Origin of the sequence: Winogradskyella helgolandensis, assembly GCF_013404085.1 — a bacterium.
GTDB classification, from domain to species: domain Bacteria; phylum Bacteroidota; class Bacteroidia; order Flavobacteriales; family Flavobacteriaceae; genus Winogradskyella; species Winogradskyella helgolandensis.
In genome coordinates this window covers 3,341,877-3,356,115 of the sequence record NZ_JABFHO010000001.1, presented here as the reverse complement: position 1 = coordinate 3,356,115, position 14,239 = coordinate 3,341,877, and the positions used below count along the sequence as shown (strand labels likewise).

Below are 14,239 nucleotides of genomic sequence, written 5' to 3'. Positions count from 1 at the left end.
AATTAATCAGTTTCCAAAAAGGCGTTTAAAGAATCCTTTTTTACTTTTTTTAATCCCCCAAATTAACTCTTTTGGATGGCGTTTTATATCACTATTTGGTCCAAACTTTCCCCATGCAAATCCTGTTTTATTTTTAGCATTTCTTAAATCTGCTATAACCCAATCATTATCTTCCAATTGGTTTAAAAATGAGAAATAAGATGTATTAGCCTTTTCAAAATCGATTTTATCAACGAACAGACCATTATTTTCCCAAATGTCATAGACGATGTTATCATGAATGTCATTCAGGTAATTCTGTGCTGGCGACTCGTGGAATTCTAATAAACTACTTAAAAACCCATTTAAATCATCAGCGTATCTTATAAAAACAGCAGGATCATGACAAGCATAGTAAACATGTCCAAGTGATCCATCATTTGAAATATCTAAAACCCAATGATTACCAAATCCATCATGTCCGAGAGTCACAGAATGAGGGCATAACTCAGTAAATCCAAATTGCCCTATTGATGAAAAATCAATGTCATCTAAACCATAATCTTCCCAGCCACGCGTCTCTTTTAAAATTTCAATGAGTTCATTGTCAATTGTGTTATTGGGAAATAAGAGCTTTAATTTTTCAATATCTTCTGTTGTTAATCCAGGTTTAAAATCTAAAGTGTAGTTCTCTCCATCTTCATCTGTAAAAGCTGATGACTTTAGTTTTTTAATGATTTCTATATTTTTCATGATTAGACGCTGATATTTAGTGTCAGTATTTCCTATTATTTGATGCTACGTAAAATCTTTTCCATCTTCCGTCCTTTTGCTAATTCATCAACCAATTTATCTAAATATCGTACTTCTCGTGTTAATTTAGTTTCAATATTTTCAATTCTGTAGCCACAAATTACACCTTTAATGAGATGTGCACTAGGATGTAATTTCGCTTTTTTAAAAAAGGTTTCGAAAGTAACTTTATCTGCAATGAGTAACTGAAGTTTTGCATCATCAAAACCGGTTAACCAAGTAATGACTTGGTGTAATTCTGCTTTTGTTCTACCTTTCTTTTCTACTTTAGTAATATAATGAGGATAAACAGATGCAAATGTCATTTTGATAATGCGTTCATCATGTTCTGGTGTTGTAGTCATAATGGATGTATTGTAATTAAAGCTAAAGACTTTTAATTCTTAAATTTAAGAATAAAAAAATAAGCAGTAAACTAAAATATATAGTTTACTGCTTACTAAAAAGGTTAACAGAGATAAAGACTATTTCTGTTGAGCCGTTAACTCTGCAATCTTACAAATAACCTCTACAGCTTTTTGCATACTTTCTACGGGCACATACTCATAGCGTCCATGAAAATTATGACCACCTGCAAAAATGTTTGGGCAAGGTAACCCCATATAAGAGAGTTGAGAACCATCAGTTCCACCACGTATTGCTTTAATTAATGGAGTAATTCCAACTTCTTTCATGGCTTTTTCTGCAATATCTACAATATGCATTACAGGTTCCACTTTTTCTTTCATGTTGAAGTACTGATCTTTTATTTCAATCTGAAAAACTTCACGTTGATATTTGGTGTTTAAATCTAAAACAACCTTTTCTAATAGCGCTTTTCGAGCTTCAAATTTGTCCTTGTCATGATCTCTAATAATATATTGCAATGTCGTTTCTTCAACATCACCTTCTATATTATGCAAATGGAAAAATCCTTCGTAACCTTCAGTACATTCTGGTGTTTCTAATCGTGGTAAAATATTAATAAATTCAGAAGCATAATACATTGAATTTATCATTTTTCCTTTGGCATAACCAGGATGAACAATTTTACCTTTTACTTTAATCTTAGCTCCCGCAGCATTAAAATTTTCATATTCTAACTCACCAACTTGACTACCATCCATGGTGTAAGCCCAATCGGCACCAAATTTTTCAACATCAAATTTATGTGCTCCTCTTCCAATTTCTTCATCTGGCGTGAATCCAATTCGTATTGTTCCATGCTTAATTTCAGGATGATTAATTAGGTATTCCATGGCTGTTACAATTTCTGTAATACCAGCTTTATCATCGGCTCCTAAAAGGGTCGTGCCATCAGTTGTTATTAAGGTCTGACCTTTATAAAGTAATAAATCTTCAAAATAATCTGGTGACAGAATAATATTCTCTTCAGCATTTAGAACAATGTCTTTTCCATCATAATCGTTAACAATTTGAGGTTTCACATGAGCACCGGTAAAATCTGGTGACGTATCAAAATGTGATACGAATCCTATAACAGGAACATTATGAGATACATTACTCGGTAAGGTTGCCATGATATATGCATTCTCATCTATAGTTACATCACTTAGACCTATCGCTTTAAGTTCTTCAACTAATTTATTAGCCAAGTCCCATTGTTTTTTGGTGCTCGGTGTGCTTTGCGATTCTTGATCTGATTCCGTATCAATTATAACGTAACTTATAAAACGATCTATTATATGCTGCATAAAATTATTTGTTTGAAAAATTATAGTTTAAAAGTTATAACTGGAAGTTTAGAATGGTTAACCACATCTTCAGAAATACTACCAGAGAAATAATGGTTTAAGCCTTTTCTTCCATGGGTAATCATAGATAACGCATCTGATTTATTTCTTTTTGCGAAACTTATTATACCATCTTCAACAGAATGATCTGAAATACGAGCAATATTAACATCGGTTTCATTTAATTTTGCAAGCTGTAAAAAGGTTTCAATTCTTTCATCAATTTCATCCGTACTTAAAAATGATAAGTTTGGAGAATTGATATGTAACAAGGTTGTTTTATTTCCTAATTCAGCTAAAATTTTTAAAGCCTTTTTTACAGAAGGAACACTATCGCCAGCAAAATCAGTAGCTAATACAATGTGCTCAAAATTAGAAGTTTTTGGCTTAGACTTCACTACTAAAACGGGTGTGTTACTATAACGCACTACTTTCTCAGTGTTAGAACCTGTAAAAACCCCATCGTGATCGCTATGTCCTCTAGAGCCCATAACAATTAGGTCAGCACTTACCTCAGTTGCAACTTCTGCAACTTCTTTTAATACTTTATGATATTTAACCATTGGATTTACTTCCAATCCTTCAAGGTACGGTTGATCTAAAAATGTTTCAAATTTTTTGTTGGCAACCATGAGCATAAATGCATTTTCTTGACCTCTTTCACTACTAGAAGCTGAGAAAATAGATTCAGACATCTCTAACATATGCATAACAATTAACTCAGAGTCATGTTGTTTTGCTAATGCAGCGGCTGTTTCTAAAGCATATTCAGAATGTTTAGAAAAATCGACAGGGACTATAATTTTTTTCATGATATTTTATTTTTGATTAGTGATTCAAAGTTAGTAAAATTCTTAAGCATAAATAATGATATATAACAGTTTCTACTAAAATTAATGGCTTATAGCATGGTTTAATTTAAATTAGAGTTCCTTATTTTTGCAATGTAAAACCGTTTTCATGTACAAAGCTTTAGTCAGACCCATTTTATTTCTTTTTGATCCTGAAAAAGTACATTATTTTACCTTTTCTTTAATTCGGAATTTATCTAAATTTCCCGGAGTTAAAAGCCTTTTTAAATCGCTTTATGTTATTGAAGACAAACGTTTAGAACGTGAGTTGTTTGGATTAAAGTTTAAAAATCCAGTGGGTTTAGCAGCAGGTTTTGATAAAAATGCCGTGTTATATAACGAATTGGCCAACTTTGGATTTGGCTTTATTGAAATAGGGACGGTGACACCAATAGCTCAAGAAGGAAATCCTAAAAAGCGATTATTTAGATTGAAGGATGACCAAGGCATTATTAACCGCATGGGTTTTAATAATGAAGGCTTACAAGCTGCAATTTCACAACTGAAGAAAAATAAAGGACAACTGATTATTGGCGGAAATATTGGGAAAAATACCCAAACACTTCCTGAAAATTACACCAAGGATTATCTTGAATGTTTTAATGCTTTGCATCCGTATGTGGACTATTTTGTTCTTAATGTGAGCTGTCCAAATGTGGGAAGTCATGCAAAACTAAATGACAAAGATTATTTGTTAGAATTAATCTCTACGGTACAGAAAGCGAATAAAACTTTTGAAAAACAAAGACCAATTCTTTTAAAAATTGCGCCAGATTTAAACGACGTGCAATTAGATGAAATCATAGAATTAATTGCTGAAACAAATCTCGATGGTGTTATTGCTAGTAACACCTCTATTGATAGAACAGGCTTAAAAGCAACTGATGCCAGATTAACGGAAATTGGAAATGGTGGTTTGAGCGGACAACCAATTAAAACGAAATCGACAAAAGTCATAAAATATTTAGCAGATAAAAGCAATAAAGCATTTCCGATTATTGGAGTAGGTGGTATACATTCCGCAAAAGATGCTTTAGAAAAATTAGAAGCAGGAGCAGATTTGGTTCAGGTGTATACAGGTTTTATTTATGAAGGGCCTGCATTAATCAAGCAGATTAATAAGGCCTTGTTAAATTAAATTATTCTAATTAATTATAAGCCTTTTGTTGCTTGTATTTCCTGAAGTATTTTCTAATCGTACAATGTAAACTCCTTTATTTAAATCTGAAATATCTACAGTAAGATTGTCTTTGGTATCGGAGTTATCAATTTGCTTAACTTTTTTTCCTAAGATATCATAAAAGACAACTGTATTTAGTAAACTCGAATTGGTGATATTCACTTTAGCAGTATTATTTGGATTAGGGAATAATTGAATCACTTCATTTTTATTAAAATCATCCGTACTTAATGAGATAGCGATTAGTGTTATAGTTAAAGTTCCTATTTTTTCCGAATTAAAAGGGTAGCCTTCTACACCTGCCACATTGGTAATAACACCACTAGGCTCTGTAGCTATATTGTCTCCAGAATAATTATATCCTTCCTTTGTTCCAGCATCATAAGGATATAAATCAATTGTAAATGTCTCTTTCCAATTGTTTGTATTGGTATCCCATAAATTAAGATTACTCACAGCAATCATCCAATCTGGACTTGGGGCAATCATAGACGTTAATGTTAGCAAAGGATACTCTATGGACATAACGACGTCCACTAAGCTGGCAGATGATATGGCTGCATAATCATCAAAAGATACAGAAAGCCATTGTTCTGCATCACCAGCATTTATTGCCGTTTGCACTTCTGTATTAAAAATAACATTATCTCCTAACTCAGCAACATCTTTAATACCAGGCGAAGCTGAACCACCTATATCTATAAATGTAACACTGCTGTTATGATTAGTGCCTACTAAATCAGACCAGTGTGCATTACTCGGTAAGGGACCATGATCATTAGAATTCCACGTACTCGTAAATTCAATATCGTAACTTGCAAAAGACTGAGCATTAAAACTATTTGAAAAAATAATTATAAAAAAGGAAAGAAATGCGAGTGTAGTTTTTTTCATAACAAATTTTTAAGTGTCTTGAAGTTTAGTTCGATTTTATTCATAAAACTAACATATTTTTTTGTTTTAACTTACTTTCGAAAAAATTTAGATATTGAATTACGATATTCTCATATCATTCGCATTAGCGACATCTGCATTAGCCATTTCGCCAGGACCAGATAATATTTATGTTTTAGTACAAAGTATTTCGAACGGAAAATCTTATGGTTTAGCTACAGTTTGCGGATTAATTACAGGTTGTATTATTCATACCACATTACTTGCGTTTGGTGTTTCTGCGATAATAGCAGCCAATGAAAACTTATTCTTTGGTATTAAACTTTTAGGATCAATTTACTTATTGTATTTAGCATATAAAGTTTTTAAGTCTGCTAGTCAGCTAGATTTAGATTCCAATATTGCACCCAAAAAAAGCCTGAAGCAATTATTCGTACAAGGTTTTTTTATGAATGTGCTTAATCCCAAAGTGACTATTTTCTTTTTAGCTTTTTTTCCTGGGTTTTTGTTTAGCGATTCTATGAGTACCGTGATTCAGTTTTATATTTTGGGAGGTATTTTTATGTTGGTGTCTTTTGTGATTTTTTCATCAATTGCCTTGTTAGCAGGTCAAATTAAAACCTACACATTAAAACATAAAAATTCTGGATTAGTATTAAAATGGCTTCAGATTGTGGTATTTGTTGGGATTGCGGTATTTATTTTAATTTAATAGCATGGTAAGATTCAAGTTTCTTCCTAGGTTTTCTTTCATCATTTTCTTTTGCTTTATTCTATTTACGGTAATAGGAACGCTAACACATGAGATTGGTCATATTGCTGTTGCTAAATATTTAGGTTATGAAACAACCCTAAGCTATGGAAGTATGAGTTACTCTCAAGATTTTTCACAAGATGAAGATGTACAGGAAATTAAGGAAATTTCAGAACCATATATAAATATTGATTACGAAGAATGGCCAGAAGACGTAAAACTAAAGTTAGAAGCTTTAGAAAAAATAGTGATGGAACGATATCCTCATAATGAAACCTATAAGTTACATGAGTTATTAATAACTATAGGAGGTCCTGTTCAAACGTTACTTACAAGTTTTATAGGCTTATTAATTTTATTTTTAAGACGAAAAAAATGGAAAGAACAATTTAAAGTTGTGGATTGGTTAGCTGTTGTTATGTCATTATTTTCACTTCGTGAAGTGTTCAATTTTGTTCAAGTCTCTTATTATTCATTATTTAATTCTGAATCAAATTTTCATGCAGATGAATATAGAATATCAAGATATATGGGTTATAATGAGTGGATTATTCCAACGATTACCTTGTTGATTGGACTTCTAATTTCTTGTTATGTTATTTTCAAAATCATTCCTATTAAATATCGATTTACGTTTATACTATCTGGATTAATTGGTGGAATTTTAGGTTTTGCAATGTGGTTTGGTTTTTTAGGGGAAGTACTAGTCAATTTATAAAAAAAAACGGCAGAAACTAAACCTCATATCCATATTGATAAATTCAATTTCGAATTCAATTTCAGTTTCAATTAATGTATATTTGAACCAATGAATAAAGCCGTTAAAATAATAGAGTGTCCTAGAGATGCTATGCAAGGCATCAAGGATTTTATTCCTACAGAAAAGAAGGTGCAATACATTCAGTCATTGCTACGTGTAGGTTTTGATACTATTGATTTTGGTAGTTTTGTGTCAGCTAAAGCGATTCCGCAAATGGTTGATACCGCTGAAGTTCTAGCGCAATTAGACCTAAGTAAAACTGAAAGTAAATTGCTCGCAATTATAGCAAATACACGAGGAGCAGTTGATGCTTCGGTGCATTCTGAAATTGATTATTTAGGATTTCCATTTTCAATTTCTGAAAACTTTCAGATGCGTAATACACATAAAACAATAGCTCAATCTGTGGTTACATTGTCTGAAATTTTAGAAGTCGCAGACAAAAGCAGTAAGCAAGTTGTGGTTTACATTTCTATGGGCTTTGGTAATCCGTATGGAGATCCGTGGAATGTGGATATTGTTGGTGAGTGGACAGAACGTTTATCTAAAATGGGAGTTAAAATTTTATCATTAAGTGATACTATTGGAAGTTCAGATCCAGAGAATATTAACTATTTATTTTCAAATTTAATTCCCGAATATTTAAATATAGAATTTGGTGCACATTTACATACCACACCAACATCTTGGTTCGAAAAAATTGACGCCGCTTATAAAGCCGGTTGCCGACGTTTTGATGGTGCTATTCAAGGTTTTGGAGGTTGTCCAATGGCTACGGACGACCTAACAGGTAATATGCCTACTGAAAAAATGTTCTCCTATTTCACACAAAAAAAAGCTCATGACTTAAATGCCATGAGCTTTGAGAGTGCTTATAATGAAGCGACTAAGATATTTTCAGTGTATCATTAAGGTTTAATCTTCTAGCAATTCATATTGAAATTGAGGGTAACCTCTTTCGCCTGTTTCACTTTCAACTGCCGTAAATCTTAACTTATAATAGTTATCATCAGTGTCTTTTACAACGTAGTAACGATCTTCTCTTACGGATGTTTCACCTGTCATATAATCTACACTTCTCCAACCGCTACCAACTACAGCACGATCGTTATATATGAAATTAGCTTCATTTATATCTGTTAAGGTAAAATTAGTATAGTTTGGAGTTGCATCATCTTCAATAGTTATTTGATATAAACCAACACCACTAAGTGTATTGTGTAATGTATAATCGGAGTATGTTAATCCTGCAGCTATAGTTCCTTGCAAACCGTAATAAGAAAAGACACCACCAAAATCAATATCCCAATGATCAGCTTCTGGTTCTACACTAACAATTTGCCCATCCGTTAAACTTACCGCGGTAATGTTGTAGCTGTTATCTTTTGTTACAGTGATTTCAGAATAATCAGTAGTGTTGCTTAGTTGTGCATATTGAATAGTGTAACTATTTCCAGTTGTTAAAACTCTAACTTTCATAAAACCCCTAGAGTCTCCCGTGGTGTTTATAGTACCATTATTTTCAGTAGGAATGGTGTTACCTAAATTTACAATGTATACGTTATTATCACTATCCGTAGTAGAAATTTCATCAAATGCAGTACCGGCTAATTCACCTTCTTTACTATCGGTAAAAGAAATACCAGCATCTAAATCTCCGTATTGATAATAACCCACAGGTAGTCCTTGCATTAACTCAGCAACTGTAGAAACCGTCACTGTGGTTGACGTAAAAGTTTGGTCTAGCGCGTTTAAAGTTACAGGAGATGTTAACGTTGTTGTTTCTGTAACTGTAGTGATATCTGTAATACCTTCTAGTTCTACTGCAGAAACTAATAAGGTGCTGTTAAGATATACTCTATTTTGAGAACCGTTATATACAGCTATTTCCCAAGAGTCGCGACGAGATGAAATTTGAGTACCAGTACTTAAATCGACGTACACGCGATTAGCCTGATTAAACCCTCCAACTTCAGGGTCTATAATTCCACCTGTAGAAGGAGGTGTAACTGGTGTTATAGTTCCATTATCATCACTGCTGCAACCTATAAAAAGAGCAGCACCTATAAATAATATTAATGTTAAAAATTTGTTTGTCATAATAGTTAGTGTTAAAAATTTAAGTTATATAATAGTTTTAAAAAATAGGATCGGCCGTTACCGATAAGTCGCGATGTTGATGTTGAACCCGTATGACTTCCAGCAGAAGTAGTAGAGTTTATATTTACAACATCAAATATGTTTCTAGCTCCAAGTGTGGCCTCGATATGAGGTGTGATTTTAGTTCGGATGGAAGCGTTTAACCAAGTAAAAGATTCTGTTACGCCAGTAAAAGTATTACCATCACTGTCACTAAAAAGACCTTCGGTTTCACCTGTGTATTTCAATTGGGCAGAAACAGTAGTATTCCAGTTTGGTAGTTGGTAAGCCAAAGACGTTTGAAGATTAAAACTCCACAAATAATCAGAGTCATTATATTCATATTCTTGGATGTCATTTTTAACTCCGAGATAAGTACCTCCAAGACCAACATTCCAGTTTTTGTAGATAAAACTATTATCTAAGGTAAACCCTAATCTTGAGCTATAATCTATGTTATCTTGTGTAAATAATGTTCTTCCATCATTATCTTCAGTGGTAATACTAGAAATAGCGTCTTTTAAATAGATATGAAAAAAGTTGAAGTTGGTATTTAAATACCCTTCTTTAGTAATTTTGAAGTTGTCTTTTAAATTAACAAAAACAGAAACTCCATCTTCAGGTTGTAAATCTTCGTTTCCTTGTACGTTGTGATTCGCATCTACAAAATAGAAGAAAAGTTCTTCAAAATTAGGTGCCCTATAGGCTGAGCCTACTACAGCTTTTAATTTTAATTTTTCTGAAAAGTTATAATTAGAAGATAAAGACCATATTAAATGATTATCAAATTGAGAACTATGCGTAAATCTCGCCCCTGGATTTATGGCTAGTTTTTTAGAAGGTTGAAATTCAGCTATACCAAATACTTCGTAGTTAGTGATGGTATTTTCTACCACATTATTAGAATAAGCGCCAGAAGCATTAGCATCAAAACCAGATTGATTCGTAAACTCATAACCCAATTGTAAATCAAAAAAACGGGATTGTGATACAATGTTATTTACAAAAGCTTTAGAGTACCAAACCTCACTAGATTGGCTTAACGCATCCGTTTCTACAGATTGTGTTTGTTGTTCAAATATGTTGTAAACAAATTCTTTATAGTTTCGTTTTTGATTTTGATACGACAACGAAAAATTATATTTAGTTGCCCCTTTTAAAGGACCTGAAACATTTATATTATTTACCCATCTATCTGTTTTGTAATTCTCATCTAATGCTGTTGGGTTAAGGGTTCCGTTTTGATATCTTCCGTTTACATTATGATTATATATGTCTAAATCCTCATTAAAGTATTGTAATTTATAAAATACATTGTGTTTACCTAAGTCTAAATTAGCATTTGCAGATGCTGTAATTTGTTCTTTAGGATTCCATTCTGTACCACGTAAACTATCATTTACAACAATGTTATCTTGAATATTCACATAATTTTGACCTTTATATCCATTATAATAACCTGCAAAATCATTTCGAGATACACCAAAGGAGTATGATAATTTTTCATTGACTTGATTCGTAGCTCTAAAATTTTGAATATGTCTGCCTTCATCAAAAAATTCAAATTCATTTCCTACAGTTTCCTCTTGTAAGGACACTTGTAATTGCCAACCTTCTTCTTTTAAACCTCGTTTCGTTATTATATTTATTACACCAGCAACAGCATTATCTCCATATAATACTCCCATAGAACCTTCTACGATTTCTACACGTTCAATATCATCAATATTTATTTGAGAGATATCTATATTATTTCCTAGACCATTATCGCTTACTATAGGAATGCCATCGATTAGAATTTTTACATATTGTCCATCGAGACCAAATAAGCTAACTGTTGAGCGACCAGAAGAAGCATCTGGGTTTACCGTAATATTTAAGCTGTTAAATAAGATGTCTGCTAAATTAGAGCCTGCCACGTTATCAATATCAGCCCTCTTAATAGTGCTTACTGTAAATAGCTTTTTACTTACAGACATGACGTTACTTTCGCCAACGACAACGACTTCCTTTAATTTTTCAGTTGTAATACTGTCCTTTTCTTTTCCTTGAGCTCCTAAGATGGAACTTAAAAAAAGCAAAAAATAAATTAGATTTTTATTTTTAATTAGACTCATTCTATATAAATTTGTCGCAAATATAGAATCTTATTTTAATTCATTCTAAATAAGAATAGTTTTTTTCAATTTTTTTCAAACTCAATAATAAAATCTAAAAGATGAAGAAATTCGTTCCAGTATTATCTATTATTCTTGCATTCTCTTTAAGTGTTAATGCTCAAGAGAAGAAAACACAAGACAAAGAAGCCATTAAAGAAATGTGCGGTTGTTTTGAAGTCACGTTTAATTTTACAGAGACTTTTAATTACAGTAATGATTCTCTTTATAGACCTTCTGAAACTAAGGTAGATAAAGGGTTAGAATATGCATTGGCTATTGAAGATGAGGATAATAAAATTTCTATTCAACACTTACTACAAGTAGGAAGACCAGATGATCCGATGATTATTAAACATTGGAGACAAGATTGGTTGTTTCAAAACCAAGACTTCTATATGTACAATGGTGATAATAATTGGAGATATGAAAAAAAATCTAAGGATGATGTAAAAGGACAATGGACACAGAAAGTATTTCAGGTCGATGACAGTCCACGTTACGAAGGTTCTGGAACTTGGGTTCATGTAGATGGAAAAAACTATTGGGAAAATACGACAACAGCACCATTACCAAGACGTGAATACACAAAACGTAGCGATTACAACATCACTTTAAGAGGTAACCGCCATGAAATTACTAACTTTGGCTGGGTACATGACCAAGACAATGAAAAAGTAGTACGTGTAGCAGGTTCTGAAGATGTAATTTTGGCTAAAGAAAAAGGCTATAACACCTATAAAAGAGTTGATGAAAGCAGATGTCAGGCTTCAATAGATTGGTGGAAAACACAAGAAAGAAAATGGAAATTGGTGAGATCTAAATGGGATGATGTATATGGAAGAGATAAAGACCTAACATTAGAAGAAAAAGTGGATAATAAAGTGTTATTTAAATACTTATTAGATGATGAAATCACTGCAGAAAAAGAAATTAATAGTATTATTGAATCTTTTGTAAAATAAGATTAAAAACAAACATTTATATATGAAAACAATTAAGACCGTAGTAGTATTACTTCTTGTCATATTGGCATTACCTGCTTTTGCCCAGAAGAAGAATGAAAACATCTTTTTAAATCGTGATTATTGGGGAACAAAACCAAGTGTAGAAACGGTTAAAGCAAAGATAAAAGAAGGGAATAATCCTTCAGAATCAAACGGAGCTAGTTTTGATGCTGTTGTTTTTGCAACGTTACAAGACACGCCATTAGAAACCATTAAATTTCTTTTAGCTCAAAAAGGTAATGATGTAAACAAACTAACTCACGATGGTAGAACATACATTTTTTGGGCAGCATATCAAGGTAACGATGAATTAGTTAATTACCTTTTGAAAACAGGAGCTAAAACAGATATTACTGATGATAAAGGAAACTCTATCATTAATTTTGCAGCTTCAGCAGGGCAACAAAACACTAAGGTTTATGACCTTATTTTACAGAAAGGATTAAACTTAAAAACAGATTTAACACCAGATGGTGCAAATGCTTTACTATTAGCAGCACCAAGCGATAAAGATTTTAAGCTTGTATCTTATTTTCAATCTAAAGGATTAAATATTAAAAGTGTTGATAAAAATGGAGACGGAATATTTAATTATACGACGAAAACCGGTCATTTAGAAGCTTTAAAATCTCTTGTTAAAAAAGGATTAATAGGTACAGATCAGGCTTTTATTTTTGCAGCTAATGGTGCAAGAAGATCATCTAATGGAATAGAGGTTTATGAGTATTTAGAAAGTATTGGTTTAAATCCAAATACAACAAATAAAGAAGGAGTATCACCATTACATATCTTAGCGTCAAGAAGTAAGGATGTAAAAATAATTAAGTATTTACTTGAAAAAGGATTAGATGTTAACCAAAAAGATCACAAAGGAAATACACCTTTTATTAATGCCGCTTCAGGTAATAATTTAGAAGTTGTAAAGGTATTGGCTTCAGGTTTAAAAGATATAAACGATACTAATAGAAAAGGGCAAACGGCTTTAAGTTTGGCTGTGGCTGGCAACGATGTAGATGTTGTGGCATTCTTAATTGCAAATAAAGCTAAAACAAATTTGTTAGATGCAGACGGAAATAATTTAGGCTACTACCTTATTGATTCTTATTCAGAAAGAAACAAAAAGCAATTTTACAGTAAAAAAGAGTTTTTGAATAAGAGTAAAGTAGATTTAACTACTACTCAAAAAAATGGAAACACATGGTTTCATTTAGCTGCCGAAAAAAATAGTTTGGAGTTGTTAAAAATAGCATTAGAGATGAAACAAGATATCAATGCTAAAAATAATGAAGGCAATACAGCATTGCATTTAGCGGCTCTAAAAGCTAAAGATGACAGTGTTTTAAAATTTCTATTAAAAAATGGTGCTAAGAAAGATATTGTAACAGATTTCGAAGAATCTGCTTACGACTTAGCTAAAGAGAACGAGTTGTTAGCTAAGAATAACGTTTCAGTTGAATTTTTAAAGTAATATAATTTTAAATATGAAGAATATAAAACTTATAATTTTAGTCTTTACTATGGCTTTTGGCTTGGTATCTTTTAATACCTTATCTGAATCTTCAAAGTATAAATGTATGATTCAAATGACGAATTATACAGGTGAAGGCGCCTATATTGTAATTTCATTATTAAACCCAGAAGGTGAATATGTAGAAACCCTTAATGTTATTGGAGATGATGACGAATGGTATAATACCATTGAGTCTTGGTGGGATTTTTACGGTAAAAAGCGAAACGATATCGATGCTATTACAGGAGCAACGGTAAGTGGAGGTCAGCGTACAATAAATGTCATTGAAATAGATGACGACAAATTAGACAAAGGTTATAAACTTCGTTTTGAATCTGCAGTTGAAGATCAAGAATATTACGAAAGTGATGTCGAATTAGAGTTAACTTCTGAAAGTGTGAAATCTAAAGTTGAAGGCAAAGGATTTATCCGTTACATACGTATGATGCCTCAATAAAAGCAA

At 32.2% G+C, this 14,239-nt stretch carries 14 protein-coding genes; 7 read left to right on the top strand and 7 right to left on the bottom strand.

Annotated elements, in window-relative coordinates:
* Positions 1 to 6: 6 nt before the first annotated feature.
* The 4 genes from HM992_RS14160 to HM992_RS14145 form a co-directional block, all read right to left on the bottom strand.
* Positions 7 to 732 (bottom strand): SMI1/KNR4 family protein, encoded by a 726-nt coding sequence (locus HM992_RS14160; RefSeq protein ID WP_179320138.1) that lies wholly within the window; start codon positions 730 to 732, stop codon positions 7 to 9.
* A gap of 35 nt (positions 733 to 767) precedes the next feature.
* Entirely contained in the window at positions 768 to 1,136 is a 369-nt protein-coding gene (locus HM992_RS14155) for a DUF2200 domain-containing protein (RefSeq protein WP_179320137.1), read from the bottom strand.
* 120 nt (positions 1,137 to 1,256) lie between these two features.
* Positions 1,257 to 2,486: a peptidase T gene (gene pepT, locus HM992_RS14150; protein ID WP_179320136.1), complete on the bottom strand. Its 1,230-nt coding sequence runs from the start codon at positions 2,484 to 2,486 to the stop codon at positions 1,257 to 1,259.
* A gap of 20 nt (positions 2,487 to 2,506) precedes the next feature.
* Positions 2,507 to 3,337, bottom strand: coding sequence for a universal stress protein (locus HM992_RS14145; protein ID WP_178985613.1), 831 nt, complete (start codon positions 3,335 to 3,337; stop codon positions 2,507 to 2,509).
* Positions 3,338 to 3,485: 148 nt separating this feature from the next.
* On the opposite strand from HM992_RS14145, the gene HM992_RS14140 reads away from it, so the two are divergent.
* Positions 3,486 to 4,514 (top strand): quinone-dependent dihydroorotate dehydrogenase, encoded by a 1,029-nt coding sequence (locus tag HM992_RS14140; RefSeq protein WP_179320135.1) that lies wholly within the window; start codon positions 3,486 to 3,488, stop codon positions 4,512 to 4,514.
* 6 nt (positions 4,515 to 4,520) lie between these two features.
* Here the strand turns inward: HM992_RS14140 and HM992_RS14135 are convergent, their stop codons facing one another.
* Entirely contained in the window at positions 4,521 to 5,450 is a 930-nt protein-coding gene (locus HM992_RS14135) for a T9SS type A sorting domain-containing protein (RefSeq protein ID WP_179320134.1), read from the bottom strand.
* Between the two features lie 94 nt (positions 5,451 to 5,544).
* On the opposite strand from HM992_RS14135, the gene HM992_RS14130 reads away from it, so the two are divergent.
* From HM992_RS14130 to HM992_RS14120, 3 genes are all read left to right on the top strand, one after another.
* On the top strand, positions 5,545 to 6,162 hold the full coding sequence (locus tag HM992_RS14130; protein WP_179320133.1) for a LysE family translocator: 618 nt from the start codon (positions 5,545 to 5,547) through the stop codon (positions 6,160 to 6,162).
* Positions 6,163 to 6,166: 4 nt separating this feature from the next.
* Positions 6,167 to 6,922: a hypothetical protein gene (locus HM992_RS14125; RefSeq protein ID WP_179320132.1), complete on the top strand. Its 756-nt coding sequence runs from the start codon at positions 6,167 to 6,169 to the stop codon at positions 6,920 to 6,922.
* Between the two features lie 90 nt (positions 6,923 to 7,012).
* Positions 7,013 to 7,876, top strand: coding sequence for a beta/alpha barrel domain-containing protein (locus tag HM992_RS14120; RefSeq protein ID WP_179320131.1), 864 nt, complete (start codon positions 7,013 to 7,015; stop codon positions 7,874 to 7,876).
* Between the two features lie 3 nt (positions 7,877 to 7,879).
* Here the strand turns inward: HM992_RS14120 and HM992_RS14115 are convergent, their stop codons facing one another.
* Together HM992_RS14115 and HM992_RS14110 are read right to left on the bottom strand one after the other, a co-directional pair.
* Positions 7,880 to 9,064 (bottom strand): HmuY family protein, encoded by a 1,185-nt coding sequence (locus HM992_RS14115; RefSeq protein WP_179320130.1) that lies wholly within the window; start codon positions 9,062 to 9,064, stop codon positions 7,880 to 7,882.
* Between the two features lie 11 nt (positions 9,065 to 9,075).
* Positions 9,076 to 11,220 (bottom strand): TonB-dependent receptor plug domain-containing protein, encoded by a 2,145-nt coding sequence (locus tag HM992_RS14110; RefSeq protein ID WP_179320129.1) that lies wholly within the window; start codon positions 11,218 to 11,220, stop codon positions 9,076 to 9,078.
* Positions 11,221 to 11,321: 101 nt separating this feature from the next.
* Here HM992_RS14110 and HM992_RS14105 point away from each other — a divergent pair, with 101 nt between their 5' ends.
* Genes HM992_RS14105 through HM992_RS14095 form a run of 3 tightly spaced genes read left to right on the top strand, consistent with a single transcriptional unit; the run spans position 11,322 to position 14,233 of the window.
* On the top strand, positions 11,322 to 12,224 hold the full coding sequence (locus HM992_RS14105) for a DUF6607 family protein (RefSeq protein WP_179320128.1): 903 nt from the start codon (positions 11,322 to 11,324) through the stop codon (positions 12,222 to 12,224).
* 22 nt (positions 12,225 to 12,246) lie between these two features.
* The gene (locus tag HM992_RS14100; protein ID WP_179320127.1) at positions 12,247 to 13,734 is read left to right on the top strand and encodes an ankyrin repeat domain-containing protein; all 1,488 of its coding nucleotides are present in this window, start codon (positions 12,247 to 12,249) and stop codon (positions 13,732 to 13,734) included.
* Between the two features lie 13 nt (positions 13,735 to 13,747).
* On the top strand, positions 13,748 to 14,233 hold the full coding sequence (locus HM992_RS14095; protein ID WP_179320126.1) for a DUF2271 domain-containing protein: 486 nt from the start codon (positions 13,748 to 13,750) through the stop codon (positions 14,231 to 14,233).
* The last annotated feature ends 6 nt before the right edge of the window (positions 14,234 to 14,239 follow it).